Origin of the sequence: Yoonia vestfoldensis DSM 16212 (assembly GCF_000382265.1) — a bacterium.
GTDB lineage: Bacteria > Pseudomonadota > Alphaproteobacteria > Rhodobacterales > Rhodobacteraceae > Yoonia > Yoonia vestfoldensis.
In genome coordinates this window covers 34,037-50,475 of the sequence record NZ_KB907976.1, presented here as the reverse complement: position 1 = coordinate 50,475, position 16,439 = coordinate 34,037, and the positions used below count along the sequence as shown (strand labels likewise).

The window sequence follows — 16,439 nt, the reverse complement described above, 5'->3', positions numbered from 1 at the left end:
CTGCCTCAGATCAACCGGCAGCGCGCGGGTCGATCCATCCGATGTTGCCATCGTCTCTTCGGTAGACGACGTTCACGCCGCTATGTTTCTCGTTTCTGAAAACCAGCACGGGCGCATTCGCGATTTCCATCTGCATCACCGCCTCTCCCACCGACAAGGACGGGATTTTGGTTTCCATCTCAGCGATGATCATCGCGTTGACGGTATCGTTCGCGCTTTCTTCAGACTCGTCACTTGGTGCGAGGATATAGGACCCGGCATCCGAAAGTTCAACCGGCGTTGAACGGCCTGCATGATGGTCCTTCAAACGGCGTTTGTAACGGCGCAATTGCTTGTCCATTTTCTCGCCGCTGCTGTCAAAAGCAGCATAAATTTCATTGGCTTTGCCTGTCGCCTGCGCGGTCAGTCCAGTGGACAGATGCACGACCGCTTCGCAGACAAATTCATGGCCCGACTTGGAGAAAACGACATAGGCTTCGGTGGGCCGACCGGCGTATTTGCTCAGGATGGCGTCCATTTCGGTGCGGACATGCGTCTGAAGGGCCTCGCCAATATCGATCTGTTTTCCGCTGATTTGATACCGCATCGTTTCTCCTAGGGTCTGGGCTCGCATGCCGTCCAGCAGGGCTGCCGGATGGCGCAGTGAGCGGATCGCGCTGTGTCAGTGAGTGATGTTAACCGTTTGCGCGCAAAAAGTTTTTTCCAGCAGGCTGACCGCTGTGTCAGCACGTCTGCGGGGAATGAACAAAGGCCAGTCATCCCTTATATTTGGCGGCAAAACCGGACGGCTTGTCAATGATCCTGTCAGTGCCGTGCCAAAAGAATCAATTCACCCGAAAGTTGTTTCCCAGATAGACCCGCCGGACGTTTTCGTCCTGCACCACCTCTTGTGTTGTCCCGCTCATCAGGACCTTGCCGTCATGCAAGATATAGGCGCGGTCCACGATCTGGAGCGTTTCCTGTACGTTGTGATCCGTGATCAGAACGCCGATCCCACGATTCTTGAGATCAGCGACAAGGTGCCGGATTTCAGCCACGGCAATCGGATCGACCCCTGCGAAAGGTTCGTCAAGAAGAACGTATTTCGGCCCGGCCGCAAGGCAGCGGGCTATTTCCACCCGCCGTCGTTCACCGCCTGACAAGGCCATGGCGGATGCGCGGCGCAGGTGTTCGATCGAAAACTCGGATAGCAATTCTTCCAGGCGTTCGCGGCGTTGGTGTCGGTCCTTCAGCGCGATTTCGAGGATCGACATGATGTTGTCTTCGACCGACATACCGCGGAAAATCGACATTTCCTGTGGCAGATAGCCGATGCCAAGCTGTGCGCGGCGATACATCGGCAGGGTGGTGACATCGCGCCCGTCGATGATGACCTTGCCGCCTTCGGGGGTCACAAGGCCGGCGATTGCATAAAAACAGGTCGTCTTTCCAGACCCGTTCGGCCCAAGAAGGGCCACCACCTCGCCCCGGCCCAAGGTGATGCTGACATCGCGGATCACCGGGCGTTTGCGATAGCTTTTGCGCAGGCTGATGATCTGCAAGCCGACATCGCCCGGCTGGATCGTGAGGGTGGGTGGCGGGGCCATCAATTTCCGCCTTGTTGCAGCACTGTCCGCACGCGCCCCTGCATCGTGGCGGTGCCGTCGGTGACGTTCACCACCATGCTTTCAGCGGAAATCGCGCTGGCCCCCTGCGTCAGCAACACATCTCCCGTCAGCGTCAGCAGGCCGGTGGTGATGTCGTAATCAGCGGTTTCCGCTTCTGCTGCTTCCTCGGCGGTCACGAACGTCACGTCGCCCGTGGCGATCAGCCGTGCGATCTGGCTCGTGTCGGTGCCGTAGATCACCTGCACCCTTGCCGCAGCAAGGCGGAGGTCACCCTGGGCGATCAGAACGTCGCCTTCGAAAACGGCGATCCCGGTTTCCTGATCGACTGACAGCGAATCCGACGTCACCTCGATCGCGGCGGCGGTATCGACCGCGATGCCGCCCAGATTGATATTGGTCTGTGCGCTGGCGGCACCGCCGATCATCGCCAGAAACACCGTGCAGAGGGCAAGAAATCGAAACACGTGATCGTATCCTTTTGCGGCAGGTCGCCTAGCCTTGGGGCATGTATATCAGCCGCACCCCGTCAGTGAACAGCATCTGATGGCGAGTATTGCTGTCATCTACCTGGAATGTCACCTGCCCTGCGGTCAGATTTCCCAGCGGGGCGCGGATTTCAAGCGATCCATCCGACACGACCATGCCGGTGTCCAGCGTGACGGTCAGGCCATTCGTTTCCATCGTATACCCGGTCGAGGTCTGGAGCCGCACCAGCCCGGAAAACAGGGCCGTCCGCGACCGCCCGTCGATTTCGCCGGTCACGCCCGTGACCACGAGGGTGCTGCCACCGGGGTTGTCCATCCGCAGGCGAAGATCTTCGATCCCGGCGGTGTCGAGACGGTCGGGCAGTGGCCGCGCGCTGCGCGCGGAAATCACGAGAACGGCGCCGGTATCGGTGACGCCGGAAAATTCCGGTGCGGTCAATTGTTGATCGCGCGCCAGCTCGACCACCTGCGCCATCGGAATGTCGGTTCCGTCACTTGGGCTGCGCGCGAACAGAAACAACGTGGACAAAAGAGCGAGCCCAAACAGCGGCAGCAGGATCTTGGCCCAACCGACCCATTGTGAATACAGATTATCGTTGGCACTCATGCCTATACGATACCAGCGCGCAGGCAGTCGTGGATATGCAAAACACCGGCGACCTGTCCGGGATTGGCGGGATCCAGCGCAAAAAGGCAGGTGATCTTGCGGTTGTTCATGAGATTGACGGCTTCTTCGGCAAGGGCCTGCGGCGACACCGTTGTCGGATCGGATGTCATCACTTCGCCTGCGGTGTGATCAAGCAGGCCTTTCATATGGCGGCGCAGGTCGCCGTCTGTGACGATGCCGACAAGCGTGTCATCCGATCCAAGCACGGCCGCGACGCCGAACCCTTTCTGGCTGATCACCAGCAACACCTCTGACATCGGGGTATCGACATGTACCAGCGGGATTGCGCTGTCGCGGTGCATCAGGTCCGCGACCTTGGACAATTGCGCACCCAGCTTGCCGCCGGGGTGGAAGTCGCGGAAGTTTTCAGGCGTAAAGGCGCGGTGTTCCATCAGCGCGATCGCCAGCGCATCGCCCAGCGCCAATGTCATCGTCGTCGAGATCGTCGGCACGATCCCCGTGCCGCACGCCTCTCCCAGCTGGGGAATGATGATCCCGACGTCAGCCTGCTGGATGAGGGTGCTTTCGGCGCGACTGGCCACGCCGATCATCGGGATGCCAAAGCGGCGGGTATAGGCGACAAGATCCGCCAGTTCGGGTGTTTCGCCGGAATTCGAAAGGACGAGCACGACATCGCCGCGCGTCATCATGCCCAGATCACCATGGCTCGCCTCGGCCGGGTGCACGAAATGCGCAGGTGTGCCGGTGCTGGCGAATGTCGCGGCGATCTTGCGCGCGATATGGCCGGATTTGCCCATGCCGGATACGATCACGCGGCCCTTGGCATTCAGCAAAAGCGCGACGGCGTCGGCAAAGGCATCATCGAGGCTGGCGGACAAGTCCCGCAGCGCGTCCGCCTCTTGCAGGATCACGCGCCGGGCGGTGGCGAGAAAGGGAACAGGATCAGCCATCAATGCGCAAACACGTCGGTTTCGGGCCAGCCGTTCAGATCAAGTGCCGCACGCGTGGGAAGAAAATCGAAACAAGCCTGCGCCAGCGCTGTGCGGTCTTCACGCGCCAGCAGCAGATCAAAGGCGGCCTTGAGTTGATGCAGATACAAAACGTCCGATGCGGCGTAATCCAGTTGGGCCGCGGTCAGCTTGGGTGCGCCCCAGTCGCTTTGCTGTTGGTGTTTGGAAATGTCGATGCCCAACATGTCCTGTAACAGAACCTTGAGCCCGTGACGGTCGGTGTAGGTGCGCACCAGCTTGGACGCGATTTTCGTGCAATAAACGGGGGCTGTGACCACACCGAAAGCGTTCAAGAGCGCCGCAATGTCGAACCGGCCGAAATGAAACAGTTTGAGAACATCGGGATTGGTGAGCATCGCGCAAAGGTTCGGGGCACCTGCTTGTCCCTTGCTGACCTGCACGAGATGGCAATCGCCGTCGCCGCCGGACATCTGGATCAGGCACAGCCGGTCACGATGCGGGTTCAGCCCCATCGTTTCGCAATCGATGGCCACGACCGGCCCAAGATCCAGCCCGTCCGGCAGATCGTTGTGGTAAAGAAAGTTCGCCATCTGTCTTCCAATCAGCGGGTTTCGTCGTTCCAGATACGAGGTAAGTCAGCAATGCTCAAGCTTCGTTGGCGAAAGCCAGCCCTTCGTCGATGATCCGGACCGGGCTTTTGGCATGCAGGAAAAGCCATCTCTCGAACTCCTTGGGGGGCATGGGCCGCGCAAAGCCGTAGCCCTGCCCCACCGCACAGCCCCGGTCCAGCAGGTGCTGCGCCTGGCCAGTCTCTTCGATGCCCTCCGCCACGACATGCAGCCCCAGTTCGGCCGTCAGCGCCAGGATGGCGCGCACGACACTGTCGGCACCCTGATCCGGCAAGGGCGCAACCAGCGACTTGTCCAGCTTGATCCCGGACAGCGGCAATTGCGTCAGCCTGCACAGCGATGCATAGCCGGTGCCGAAATCATCAAGCTCCAGCGCGATTCCGCATTCCGACAGGCTGTCGATATTGATCGCAGCCATATCGCCTGCGCCGTCGATCAACGTGGTTTCCAGAACCTCGACGATCACCTGATCCGGGCTCAGCCCCGAATTGCGCAGCCCCAGAAGAAAGCGTTCGATCAGATATGGATCGGCAATCGTTTCCGGCGCGGCGTTAAGCGACAGGACCGGATGCCAAAGACCCGCCGTCTGCCAGTGCATCGCGTGCGCCATGGCGGCCTGCCATATGGCGTGATCCATCTCGACAATCATACCGGCCCTTTCGACGGCGGGAAAAAACCGGTCGGGGTTCAACAGCCCGCGTGTGGGATGACGCCATCTTGCCAGTACTTCGACGCCATGCAGCGCCCCGTCGATCAAACGTATCTGCGGCTGAAACCAAGGCTCGAGTTCGCCATTGTGGATCGCATCGTGCACTTCCATCTGGAGCCGTTGTATCTGCCCGGCATTTTCGCGCAGCGCCGGTGTGAATTGTTGCGCCCGGTTGCCACCGTCGTTCTTGGCAATCTGCAAGGCCATGGCCCCATCGGCAAGCACGGCCAGAGGATCGGTCTGGCTGTGATCCATGACCAGAAAGCCGATGCTTGCCCGGACTTTGAGCCGTCTGCCGCGTACGTCGACTGGGTCCGCCAGCGCGGCCATCACCCGGCGCAGCATCTGTGCGGCGGGTTCATCCGTCATGATGACGAATTCGTCGCCGCCGATCCGTGCGACGATCTGGTCGTCGTCGACACAACTGCGCAGCGCCTGACCGATGGCGATCAGAACTGCGTCGCCGCAATCATGTCCGGCGGAATCATTGATCGACTTGAAACCGTCCAAACCGATGAAAAGAAAAGTCTGTTCCGCCGTTTTTCTGCGCGCCATTGCATCTGCCATCACCGCGATCAGGTGGCCACGGTTCGGCAATCCGGTCAGCACGTCGTGGTTGGTCAAATGCAACAACTGGGCGTTCGCCCGTTCCAGTTCGGCTTTGGAGTCCAGCAGGCAGGCCGCCTGTTCGCGCAAAGCGCGGATATGGGCCTGAACGGCCAGATGCGCAGGATAAAAGATGACAGCCGCCTCGGCCAACAAGACAAGCACCGCCGCACCAAGGATGACCCATTGCACCCGCCGCAGATAGGCCATGTCGTCCGGCGTGGCGGCCAGCCCGCTGCGCGTGAATATCTGCTGATTGACGCTGTGCATGATCACCAGCAGACCAAGAATGATGGTCAGCGCAACGATGTAATGCATCCAGAGCCGGTCCGGGCTGACGCGGATCAGGCGCGCTTTCACGCGGTCCGTTAGCTGCTGCAACATGATCATCCGACGAATCCCGCGGGTCTGGTCGGGTGAACTTGGTCCAGATTGATTAAGTTTGCGTTTAGCGCGGTCACATGACCGGGATCACATCGCCTGCATCAGATCGTGGCAACGGTTGGTATACTCGTCGCGCACCTCCATCGGCGGTCTGAGGCGGATCGAAAAGGCTGTCAGCAAATCCGGATCCTGCTTGCCGAAAAACCTGTCCGCCTCGGTGCGGGTGAAACCGGCGATCTGCACTGCCTCCAGCCATGCGGACAGTTTGTCGGCCTTCTTGATCTGGCGCTTGATCTGCACCGGCAATTGCGCGGGCAGGCCGAACCGCAGGTGGATCGCGGCGGTCAGGCGTTCATCCAGCGCGCCATAGCCAGGGCCAACCGCTGCCTTGACCGGGCTGATCATGTCGCCGATCACATATTCGGGCGCGTCATGCAGCAGGGCCGCCAGATGCCAGCGCACATCCGTCTTTGGGTTCTGCTGGATAAAGATATCCGTCACCAGCAGCGAATGTTCGGCCACGGTATAGGCGAAATCGCCTTTGGTCTGTCCGTTCCAGCGCGCAACGAAGGCAAGGCCATGCGCGATGTCGCCGATCTCGATGTCCATTGGCGTGGGGTCCAGCAGGTCCAGCCTGCGCCCCGACAGCATCCGTTGCCATGCTCTTGGTTGCTTCATCGCCGCTGCGCCTTAATTGGTTGTTGAGCGTTCTGCATAATACGCGACTTTGGATTGTGGCAACCCGGTCGCGATGCTATGGACCGCCAACCTTTTTTGCTGAAAGAGAAACCACATGTCGCTGGATTACATCGTCAAGGATATCGCGCTGGCCGCCTATGGCCGCAAGGAACTGGACATCGCCGAAACCGAAATGCCCGGCCTGATGGCGCTGCGCGAGGAATATGGCGCGGCCAAACCGCTGGCCGGTGCGCGGATCGTCGGTTCGCTGCACATGACGATCCAGACCGCCGTGCTGATCGAAACGCTGACCGCGCTGGGTGCCGATGTGCGCTGGGCGTCGTGCAATATCTTTTCCACACAAGATCACGCCGCTGCGGCGATTGCCGCCGGTGGCACGCCGGTGTTCGCGATCAAGGGCCAGACGCTGGAAGAGCATTGGGATTATCTGGATAAATCCTTCCAGTTTCCCGACGGCGCGAACATGATTCTCGACGATGGTGGCGATGCGACGCTTTACGTCCTGCTGGGTGCGCGCGCCGAAGCGGGCGAGGAAATCATCCCGGTCCCTGAATCCGAAGAAGAAGTCGTGATCAAGGCCCAGATCAAGAAGCGCATGGCGCAAAGCCCCGGCTGGTTCACAAAGACCCGCGACGCCATCAAGGGCGTGTCCGAGGAAACGACGACCGGCGTGCATCGCCTGTATGATTTGCACAAGAAGGGGCTCTTGCCCTTCCCCGCGATCAACGTGAACGACAGCGTCACCAAGTCGAAGTTCGACAACAAATACGGCTGCAAGGAATCGCTGGTCGACGGTATCCGTCGCGCGACCGACACGATGATGGCGGGCAAGGTCGCCGTGGTCTGCGGGTACGGCGATGTCGGCAAAGGGTCCGCCGCATCGCTGCAAGGGGCCGGTGCCCGCGTGAAGGTGACCGAGGTCGATCCGATCTGCGCGTTGCAAGCCGCGATGGACGGGTTCGAGGTCGTGTTGCTGGAGGATGTTCTGGACACAGCCGACATCTTTATCACCACCACCGGCAACCGCGACGTCATTCGCATCGAGCACATGCGCGAGATGAAGGATATGGCAATTGTGGGCAATATTGGCCATTTCGATAACGAAATTCAGGTCGCCGCGTTGAAAAACCACAAGTGGACGAACATCAAGGAACAGGTCGACATGATCGAGATGCCGTCCGGCAACCGCTTGATCCTGTTGTCCGAAGGTCGTCTGCTGAACCTTGGCAACGCGACTGGTCACCCGTCCTTCGTGATGTCCGCATCCTTCACCAATCAGGTGCTGGCGCAGATCGAGCTTTGGACCAAAGGTGAAGATTATCAGCCCGGCGTTTATATCCTGCCCAAGGCGCTGGATGAAAAGGTCGCGCGCCTGCACCTGAAGCGGATCGGCGTGAAGCTGACCGAACTGCGCAAGGATCAGGCGGACTATATCGGCGTCACGGTCGACGGGCCGTTCAAGCCGGAACATTACCGCTACTAAGCGCAATCATGAAAAAGCCGCCAGCCCGCGTGGGGTGGCGGCTTTCCGCGATGGCATTGCGCCAATCGCTGGTTCAGAACGTGTAGCCCACGCGCAGACGCAGGGTCGTGACTTCGACGTTCAGCGCGTCATCGTCGAATTCGTGATACAGAACCTCTGCACCGGCAATCAGATTGTCGCCGAACTTCATGTCATAGCCCGCACCGACAAGATAACCCACACCGTCCTCGACAGCGAAATTGCTGACCGGGCCCAGCCCGTCAGGCAGGACAGAATTGGTCGACGCCCCGACGACACCCGCGACACCATAGATCAGCCCGTTGCCGACGGGCGCGCCAATCCGCGCCTTCAGCCGTGCTGTCGATTCCACAAGCACAAGGTCAGAAACGTTATAGTTCGTTGCATCAAAGTCGAATTCCGCACCATAGACGATCCCGCCGACCTGATAGTTGTACCCTGCAAAGATACCTGTCGAGTTTCCGTCGCCGGGCAGTTTGGTGTTGTCCAACGGCTTGACTGTCGCCTCGATGTCCGAGCCGCCAAAGCTGATCCCACCATAAGCGCCGGTCCAGTCCTGTGCCATGGCTGCGGCGGGGGTCAGGGCGACGGCTGCGACGGTCAGTAGTTTTTTCACTGTCATGTTAAATCCTCGTGTTGCACCTGGCGCGACATGCGCCGAGGCAGCAGACACGCGGGCGCGGCCAACCGAGTTGCACGGGATGACGTTTTTGTGATCCCCGCCCGTGGAACTTGTTTCGACCGAGCCGCAGACGGAATGCAACGGATTGTAGAATATCCCCGCCTTGCCGCTTTTTTCTTTACCGATAGCGACAGCCCACCTTAACCTGCGTCCAGCGTGGCGGTGGGCCATTGCGTTTTAACAAGTAAACAAACACGGGGGACAATCTCATGGGTAAAAGAGACGATTTGATTGCGAAGTATGCGGAAGATCTCAAGAACAAATGCGGCATGACGCCCGACATGGCCTTGCTGACGAAAGTCACGATCGGCTGTGGTCCTGCGATCTATAACGCGGATTCGTCCACGGTTGCCGGGTCTCAGGCCGCAGAGATTGAAACCGTCAAAAACAATTTCCTGATCAAGAAGCTGGGCTTGAAAGACAGCCCCGAACTCGACACCGCGATCAATGCTGTCCTGACGACCTATGGCCAATCGGAACGCAACAAGTACCGCGCAGTCGTCTATTACATGCTGACCAAGCATTTCGGCAAAGAGGCCGTGTACGGCTAAAATTTGACTCGAAAAGTCAGCGCATCGCGTTTGGTCCGATTGGCAAGCCATGGTATAGCAAGCCCAGGCCAGTATGGCCCGGACCTGATATTCAATTGCGTGTGGTGGCTTGGGAGCACGCGGGGTGAAAGAGGGTTCGGCGCATGCCGGGCCCTCTTTTTCGTGGCTCAGGGCTGAGTTTCGCCCAAGGCACAGATGATTTTCCATTCTTTATCCGTGACAGGCTGCACCGACAGACGCGAATTGTTCACCAGAACCATGTCTTTCAGCCGCGCGTCCGCCTTGATCTGTTCCAGCGTGACAGCTTTGCCGAATGGCCGCACCGCCCGGATGTCGACGCAATCCCAGCGCGGATCATCCGTGGTACTGTCGGGGTGGCTTTCGGCGCAGACCTCGACGATGCCGACAATCTCCAACCCGCTGCGGGAATGGTAAAAGAACCCCAGATCCCCGTTTTTCATCGCACGCATGTTGTTGCGTGCCTGATAGTTGCGCACGCCGCCCCATTCTTCGCCCACGGCACCTTTGGCTGTCTGCTGATCCCAGCCCCAGACATCGGGTTCGGATTTGAACAGCCAATAGGCCATCAGCCGATCACCTTTTTCCACGCGCTCAGCGTGACATCCCCAAACAGTCCCGCCTTGGCATAGGGGTCGTTGGCGGCCCAATCCTGCGCTGCGGTAAGATCCGGCAATTCCAGAATGATCAGCGACCCGCACATCTGCCCGTCCGCATCCAGGATCGGCCCCGCGATTTCGACGACGCCGGTTTCGGCGACATAGGCCAGATGCGCGTCGCGGTTGTCCATCCTGGTTTGCAGGGCACCGGGTTTGTCTTTGGCAAGCAGGGCGAAACGCATCTATTCTTCTTTCAAAGGGCGCGACAGCAGGGCGTGCAGCGCGGTTTTCACATCGGTCCGACCTGTCGTAAGGTCAGCGACCACCGTGCATATTGGTAGGTCGATGTCCAGATCAAGCGCCAGTTGCCGCAGCGCGCGGGCGGTTGCGGCGCCTTCGACGGTGGTGCCGGCGTCGAAATCCTGCCCAGACCCCAGCGCCATCCCGTAACGGTAATTGCGCGACTGGTCGGATGTGCAGGTCAGCACCAGATCACCAAGGCCGGACAATCCGCCCAGCGTCTCGGCCTGTCCGCCCAGTTGCGTGACCAGCCGCTGCATTTCCGCGAACCCCCGCGTGATGAGGGCGGCACGCGCACTGTCACCAAGCCCCGCGCCGATCGTGACGCCTGCTGCAATGGCCATCACGTTCTTTAACGCGCCGCCCAGTTCCGCGGCGGTCACGTCGGTCGTGCGGTACAGTCGCAAGGTCGGGGTCGACAGCAGATGTTGCAGCGCGGCACCCGTGACGTCATCCGCACAGGCGATGGTCAGCGCCGTGGGCAAGCCGCGCGCGATGTCGGCGGCAAAGCTGGGTCCGGTCAGGATCGCGGCCGTTGCGTCGGGCACCAGATCGCGGATCGTGCTGGCCGGGCCTGTCATACGGCCAAGGTCGATGCCTTTGCAGCAGGCGACCAGCGCCTTGCCCGACAACCGCGCGCCATGCGCTTGCAGAAACGTCGTCAGCGCCTGTGCGGGGATCGCCAACAGCAGCGTGTCGCAGGCAAAAAGCGGCTCTAACGCTGCGGAAATCGCGATAGTGTCCGGAAGCGGGACGCCCGGCAATCGGGCGTTCTTGCGGCTATCTTGCATCTGTGTCACCGCCGCCGCGTCCCGCGCCCAAAGCTGTACATCGCGCCCGTCGCGTGTCAAAGCCACCGCCAAGGCCGTTCCAAAAGCCCCGGCGCCTGCGATCCCGATGGTCATGCCTTGGCCCCTTTCTTGCCGGACCCCAGCATCGGGGCGGCTGTTTTGTCCAAAGGCCAGCGCGGACGGGCCGACAAGGTCAGATCATCGCGCCGCCCAAGGGCCAGCAATTCCGCCCCCGCATAGGCGATCATCGCGGCATTGTCGGTGCATAGCGCCAGGGGCGGTGCCACGAAATCAGTGTCTAATCTGGCGCAAAGCTGCATCAGCTTGCCTCTGATCGTCTGGTTCGCGGCGACCCCGCCTGCGATGGCAAAGAAAGGGTGTGCGGGGTTCATCGCCAGATAGACCGCCAGCGCACGGCGCGTTTTTTCGACCAGCACATCGGCGATGGCCGCTTGGAAAGACGCGCTCAGATCCGCCTGATCCTGCCGCGTCAGCCCGCCCTTGGCGGCGACAACCCCGTCGCGCGCGCGCAGCATCGCGGTCTTCAGGCCGGAAAACGACATGTCGCAGCCCGGTTGGTTCAGCAAGGGGCGCGGCAGATCGAACGCGCGCGGATCGCCATCCGCTCCGGCGGTTTCAACCGCAGGCCCACCAGGCTGCGGCAGCCCAAGGATACGCGCGGTCTTGTCGAATGCCTCGCCTGGGGCGTCGTCGATGGTGCCGCCAAGGCGGTGGTAGTCATCCGGTCCCGCGACGATCAGAAACTGGCAATGCCCACCCGACACCAGCAGCATCAGATAAGGATAGGCGACGCGGTCCGTCAGGCGCGGCGTCAGGGCATGGCCCGCCAGATGGTTGACGCCGATCAGCGGCAGGCCAGTTGCCGCGGCCAAGCCCTTGGCGCACATGACACCGGACAGCACCCCGCCGATCAGGCCGGGGCCTGCCGTGACGGAGATGGCGTCCAGATCGGCAAGGCCTAGACCCGCGACGGCCAAAGCCTCCTCGATGCAGAAATCCAGCTTTTCGGCATGGGCGCGGGCTGCGACCTCTGGCACGACACCGCCGAAATCGGCGTGCAGCGCGGTCTGGCCGTAGACGACCGAGGACAGCACGTCATGCCCGCGCACCACGGCAGCGGCGGTATCGTCGCAGCTGCTTTCGATGCCAAGAACGGTCAGCGCGCGCGCCATGCATTGATCCTGTTGCGTGTTCGTCAAACGCAGGTAACATCGCGGCAGGCTGCAAACAATGGGATCCCGATGACACCTGTGCTGATCCTGACCCGCCCGGCCCCGCAGGCCGAGGCCTTCGCTGCCGATATTTCGGCGCGCTGGGCAGGGGCCGTGCGGATCATCCTGTCGCCGCTTTTGCAGATCATTCCTGTGCCGATCAACGCTGATCTGGCGGGGGCCAAAGGGGTTGTCTTTACCTCTGCGCATGGTGTCGCGGCGTCACGGACTGCAGACCTGCCGCGCGGTCTGCCCGCATGGTGCGTGGGCGAAAAAACCGCACAGCTGGCCGCCGACGCCGGTTTCGACGCTATCGCAGGGCCCGGCGATGCGGCGCGTCTTGCCGACAAGATCATCAACCGTCGTCCAACTGGCCCACTTGTCCATCTGCACGGCTTTCACACCCGTGGCGGGCTGTCTGAAAAGCTGACGAGCGCCGGAATCGCCTGCATCGACGTGATCGCCTATGATCAGATTGCCCAAGCGCTGACGGCTGACGCTTTTGAGGCGCTCCGCGGTGATGCGCCGGTGATATTGCCCTTGTTTTCCCCGCGGACCGCCACCATTCTCGAAGGCCAGAGCCCGTTCTCAGCGCCGGTGCATCTGATCGTGATGAGCACGGCCGTGCAAAGCGCCGCTGCGGCGATCGGCGTCCGAAGCCTGACCGTCGCGGCCACGCCCGATGCCGACGCCGTGGTTGCAGCAACGCTGAAGCGGCTCAGTGCGGTGGCCGAACCGGCGGCCTAGGGACCCTTGCTTGAGGATGGGTGAGAGGTCAGCTAGTCTGGCTGCAACCGCCACGCGTGCGCAAGGTAATGGAAAAGGGCGTTAAATGGTCAAACAACCTGCCAAAAGGCCCAGAGCCACCGCCAAACCGAAAAATATCCCAACGGGCAAGCCATCGGACGACGAATCGCATCGCGCCGCAGCGCCGGTCGCCGACACGATCCCGCCCGAAGTTTACCCCCGAACCGTGATGCCGTCGGAACCGGAAACGGCCGCCGAACCATCGTCTGCGGCAGTGAAAGCACCGGCGCCGGCCCCGGAACCCGCAACGGTCGCGCGTTCCGGCAGCGGGTTTGTGCCGATGCTGCTGGGCGGGGTGGTCGCCGGGGCCATCGGGTTTGCTGTCGCCAGCTTGACCACGCCTTCCGCCCAGACGGACCTTCAGGATACGCTGGCCGCGCAAAACGCGCGTATCGACGCCTTGCAACAACAGGTTGGTGGGCAGGCGAATATCGATCTTGCCCCGCTGGAATCCGGTCAGGCGGATCTCGCTACGCAGATCACCCGCCTGCAAGATGATCTGTCTGCGACTGTCGAAGCGCTTGAAGGACGGATCGCCACCCTCGAAAACCGGCCGGTTGCAGATGGCGCTGGTGGTACTTCCGCCACTGTTACTGCGGAATTCGAGTCCGAAGTCGCCGCGTTACGGGCGGAACTGACTGAACTTACGGATATGGCGCGCACCGAACTCGATACGGCCCGCGCCGAAGCTGCCGCGATTGAAGAAAACGCCGCCGCTGCGGCCCGTGCCGCCGCCGGGCGTGCGGCATTGGCGCGATTGCAGACCGCGATCGAAAGCGGGGCGCCCTTGGGGGCAGCGCTTGGCGATCTGGAACAGGTGCTGGGTGAACCTGCGCCCGATGCCCTGCTGGCCGCGCAGGACGGCGTGCCGACCCTGGCCGCCTTGCAGGACAGTTTCCCCGATTATGCCCGCGCCGCGCTGACGACCGCGCGCGCCGAAGGTGTGGCGGGCGAGGATGTGTCCGGTGTCGGGGCCTTCCTGCGCAACCAGTTTCAGGTCCGGTCCGTCAATCCGCGCGACGGCGACGATGTCGACGCGATCCTGTCGCGCGCACAAGCCGCATTGCGGGGCGGCCTGCTGAACGACACGCTGGCTGAAATCGCGCAATTGCCAGAGGTGGCACGCGCGGAATTGTCCGACTGGCTTGCCCTTGCCGAAGCGCGCGCCGATTCCATTGCAGCCATTGACGGGCTTGCCACATCCCTGAGTGATAATTGAAAGCGACACATATGCTCTGGTCATTGATTAAAATCACCGCTTTCATTCTGATCGTCACTGCGCTGACCTATGGCGCGACGATGCTGTACGAGGTTGATGGTGGGGCGACCATTGCCGTCGCGGGCATCGAATTCAGACTGACGACCCTGGAAATGGTGTTCCTTCTGGTGGCGCTTGTCGCGCTTGTCTGGCTTGGCCTGCGATTGCTGGCGTTTCTGGTGGCGACCTATCATTTCCTCAACGGGGACGAGACCGCGATTTCACGCTATTTCGACCGTAACCGCGAACGCAAGGGATACGAGGCGCTGTCCGAAGGCATGATGGCGCTGGCCTCGGGCGAGGGGCACCTGGCGATGACCAAAGCCGCGCGTGCCGAAAAATATCTGAACCAGCCGCAGCTGACCAACCTTCTGACGGCGCAGGCTGCCGAAATGACAGGCGACCGGCGCAAGGCGGAAGAGACCTATAAGAAACTGCTGGCCGATGACCGCACCCGCTTTGTCGGGGTGCGCGGCATCATGAAACAGAAACTGGCAGAGGGTGACACGGACCTTGCGCTCAAACTCGCGAAAAAGGCGTTTGCCCTGAAGCCGAAACATCCCGAAACGCAGGATGTGCTGTTGCAGTTGCAGGCGGACAAGGCCGATTGGAAAGGCGCGCGCGAGACGCTGGGCGCCAAGCTGAGATCCGGCACCTTGCCGCGCGATGTGCATAAACGCCGCGACGCCGTGCTGGCCCTGTCAGAGGCGCGCGACATTCTGGACGACGGCAATTCCATCGAGGCGCGTGAAGCCGCGATCGAGGCGAACCGCCTGTCGCCCGACCTGATCCCTGCCGCCGTGATGGCCGCGCGCAGCTATATCGCGCAGGGCAGCCCGCGTTACGCGTCACGTGTCCTTGTCAAGACATGGACGGCGCAGCCGCACCCCGATATCGCAACCGCATTTGCCGAAATCGTGCCTGACGAAACGCCCGAGGCCCGGCTGAAACGGTTCAAGACGCTGACGAAAGCCACGTCCGATCATCCCGAAACAAAGATGTTGATGGCCGAATTGCATATCGCAGCAGAGGATTTTCCATCCGCAAGGCGCGACATTGCCGATCTGGTCGACACTGATCCGACGGCGCGCAGTCTGGCCTTGATGGCGGCGATCGAACGGGGTGTCGGCGCTGACGACTTTGTGGTGCGTGGTTGGCTGACCCGGGCGCTGACGGCCCCCCGCGGCCCGCAATGGATTTGCGACAAATGCCAGCACATCCATCCACAATGGGGTCCGGTGTGCCAGAATTGCGGCGCGTTCGATACGATGTCCTGGAAGCGTCCGCCTGCGGGTGAAGTCTCGATGCCTGCCGGCACCGAGATGCTGCCGCTGATCGTCGGTGCGCAACCCGCGCCGGCAGACGCCCTGCCCGACGATGCCGAGACAATCATCGACGACACAAAATAGCGCTTTTCGGCGCCGGAACAGGATGCTATCACCCGCCCCGGTACGCCGCTGTAGCTCAGCTGGTAGAGCACGTCATTCGTAATGATGGGGTCGGGGGTTCGAGTCCCTTCAGCGGCACCACTTCGACTATCCCGAAAGGCGCAGCGATGCGATCGCATTGCCGAATGGCTAATCGCGCCGGGTCGTCATTTTCACAAAATGGTCATTGTTGACGTCAGCGCTGCAATCGGATCGTTTTGGCGTTTTGATTGATCAAGACTCACCTAGTCTTTTCCTGATTGCGCGAAACGCATCGGTTGATGCTACCGTGCGGTGTGTCGCAGAACAGGTCGTTTTGGGCCAGAAAGAAGTTTGTTTTCATATGGTTGCGTCGATTTTTTGCGCATATCGCGGGGCGACATTCCGCAAGACGTGGCTTTTTTCAATCCAAGGCAGAATAATGACTTTTATTTGTTCCAATAATTTATCACTACCTAAAAGGACAGGTTTACTGCTGACTTCGAAACCACTACTCACTCAACTTGACTGAAGTTGTACGCCATCCCGGATGATGGCGTTTTGTGTGAGTAACGA

The 16,439-nt window shown here is 60.9% G+C and carries 18 protein-coding genes and 1 tRNA gene; 6 read left to right on the top strand and 13 right to left on the bottom strand.

What is annotated here, in order from left to right:
* Positions 1–10: 10 nt before the first annotated feature.
* From hpf to H147_RS0104895, 8 genes are all read right to left on the bottom strand, one after another.
* Positions 11–586 carry a ribosome hibernation-promoting factor, HPF/YfiA family gene (gene hpf, locus H147_RS0104930; protein WP_019954239.1) on the bottom strand — a complete coding sequence of 192 codons (576 nt, stop codon included), beginning with the start codon at positions 584–586 and terminating at the stop codon, positions 11–13.
* A 238-nt stretch (positions 587–824) separates the two neighbouring features.
* Positions 825–1,586 (bottom strand): LPS export ABC transporter ATP-binding protein, encoded by a 762-nt coding sequence (gene lptB, locus H147_RS0104925; protein ID WP_019954238.1) that lies wholly within the window; start codon positions 1,584–1,586, stop codon positions 825–827.
* Positions 1,586–2,032, bottom strand: a complete 447-nt coding sequence (gene lptA / locus H147_RS0104920) for a lipopolysaccharide transport periplasmic protein LptA (RefSeq protein WP_051108185.1) — start codon at positions 2,030–2,032, stop codon at positions 1,586–1,588. Before lptA ends, lptB begins: the two co-directional genes overlap by 1 nt.
* Positions 2,033–2,099: 67 nt before the next feature.
* Positions 2,100–2,699, bottom strand: coding sequence for an LPS export ABC transporter periplasmic protein LptC (gene lptC / locus H147_RS0104915; protein ID WP_019954236.1), 600 nt, complete (start codon positions 2,697–2,699; stop codon positions 2,100–2,102).
* Between the two features lie 2 nt (positions 2,700–2,701).
* Positions 2,702–3,670, bottom strand: coding sequence for a KpsF/GutQ family sugar-phosphate isomerase (locus H147_RS0104910; RefSeq protein ID WP_019954235.1), 969 nt, complete (start codon positions 3,668–3,670; stop codon positions 2,702–2,704).
* Positions 3,670–4,281 carry a ribonuclease D gene (locus tag H147_RS0104905; protein WP_019954234.1) on the bottom strand — a complete coding sequence of 204 codons (612 nt, stop codon included), beginning with the start codon at positions 4,279–4,281 and terminating at the stop codon, positions 3,670–3,672. Before H147_RS0104905 ends, H147_RS0104910 begins: the two co-directional genes overlap by 1 nt.
* A gap of 55 nt (positions 4,282–4,336) precedes the next feature.
* A complete protein-coding gene (locus tag H147_RS0104900) occupies positions 4,337–6,025 on the bottom strand; it encodes a putative bifunctional diguanylate cyclase/phosphodiesterase (protein ID WP_019954233.1) in 1,689 nt (562 codons plus the stop codon).
* An 81-nt stretch (positions 6,026–6,106) separates the two neighbouring features.
* Positions 6,107–6,697 carry an HD domain-containing protein gene (locus tag H147_RS0104895; protein ID WP_026352257.1) on the bottom strand — a complete coding sequence of 197 codons (591 nt, stop codon included), beginning with the start codon at positions 6,695–6,697 and terminating at the stop codon, positions 6,107–6,109.
* 115 nt (positions 6,698–6,812) lie between these two features.
* On the opposite strand from H147_RS0104895, the gene ahcY reads away from it, so the two are divergent.
* Positions 6,813–8,201 carry an adenosylhomocysteinase gene (gene ahcY, locus H147_RS0104890; protein ID WP_019954231.1) on the top strand — a complete coding sequence of 463 codons (1,389 nt, stop codon included), beginning with the start codon at positions 6,813–6,815 and terminating at the stop codon, positions 8,199–8,201.
* Positions 8,202–8,274: 73 nt separating this feature from the next.
* On the opposite strand, the gene H147_RS0104885 is transcribed toward ahcY, so the two are convergent.
* A complete protein-coding gene (locus H147_RS0104885; RefSeq protein WP_019954230.1) occupies positions 8,275–8,841 on the bottom strand; it encodes an outer membrane protein in 567 nt (188 codons plus the stop codon).
* Positions 8,842–9,110: 269 nt separating this feature from the next.
* On the opposite strand from H147_RS0104885, the gene H147_RS0104880 reads away from it, so the two are divergent.
* Positions 9,111–9,452 (top strand): DUF2853 family protein, encoded by a 342-nt coding sequence (locus H147_RS0104880; RefSeq protein ID WP_019954229.1) that lies wholly within the window; start codon positions 9,111–9,113, stop codon positions 9,450–9,452.
* 167 nt (positions 9,453–9,619) lie between these two features.
* On the opposite strand, the gene H147_RS0104875 is transcribed toward H147_RS0104880, so the two are convergent.
* Genes H147_RS0104875 through tsaD form a run of 4 tightly spaced genes read right to left on the bottom strand, consistent with a single transcriptional unit; the run spans position 9,620 to position 12,353 of the window.
* The gene (locus tag H147_RS0104875; RefSeq protein WP_019954228.1) at positions 9,620–10,039 is read right to left on the bottom strand and encodes an EVE domain-containing protein; all 420 of its coding nucleotides are present in this window, start codon (positions 10,037–10,039) and stop codon (positions 9,620–9,622) included.
* The gene (locus H147_RS0104870) at positions 10,039–10,311 is read right to left on the bottom strand and encodes a YciI family protein (protein ID WP_019954227.1); all 273 of its coding nucleotides are present in this window, start codon (positions 10,309–10,311) and stop codon (positions 10,039–10,041) included. Before H147_RS0104870 ends, H147_RS0104875 begins: the two co-directional genes overlap by 1 nt.
* Positions 10,312–11,274: an NAD(P)H-dependent glycerol-3-phosphate dehydrogenase gene (locus H147_RS0104865; protein ID WP_019954226.1), complete on the bottom strand. Its 963-nt coding sequence runs from the start codon at positions 11,272–11,274 to the stop codon at positions 10,312–10,314.
* Positions 11,271–12,353 carry a tRNA (adenosine(37)-N6)-threonylcarbamoyltransferase complex transferase subunit TsaD gene (gene tsaD, locus H147_RS0104860; RefSeq protein ID WP_019954225.1) on the bottom strand — a complete coding sequence of 361 codons (1,083 nt, stop codon included), beginning with the start codon at positions 12,351–12,353 and terminating at the stop codon, positions 11,271–11,273. Before tsaD ends, H147_RS0104865 begins: the two co-directional genes overlap by 4 nt.
* 69 nt (positions 12,354–12,422) lie before the next feature.
* Between tsaD and H147_RS0104855 the strand changes: the two genes are divergently transcribed.
* From H147_RS0104855 to H147_RS0104840, 4 genes are all read left to right on the top strand, one after another.
* Positions 12,423–13,139 (top strand): uroporphyrinogen-III synthase, encoded by a 717-nt coding sequence (locus H147_RS0104855; RefSeq protein WP_026352256.1) that lies wholly within the window; start codon positions 12,423–12,425, stop codon positions 13,137–13,139.
* A gap of 85 nt (positions 13,140–13,224) precedes the next feature.
* Positions 13,225–14,418: a COG4223 family protein gene (locus tag H147_RS0104850; RefSeq protein ID WP_019954223.1), complete on the top strand. Its 1,194-nt coding sequence runs from the start codon at positions 13,225–13,227 to the stop codon at positions 14,416–14,418.
* 11 nt (positions 14,419–14,429) lie between these two features.
* Positions 14,430–15,866, top strand: coding sequence for a heme biosynthesis protein HemY (locus tag H147_RS0104845; protein ID WP_019954222.1), 1,437 nt, complete (start codon positions 14,430–14,432; stop codon positions 15,864–15,866).
* A gap of 44 nt (positions 15,867–15,910) precedes the next feature.
* Positions 15,911–15,986 (top strand) — tRNA-Thr (locus H147_RS0104840).
* Positions 15,987–16,439 lie beyond the last annotated feature (453 nt).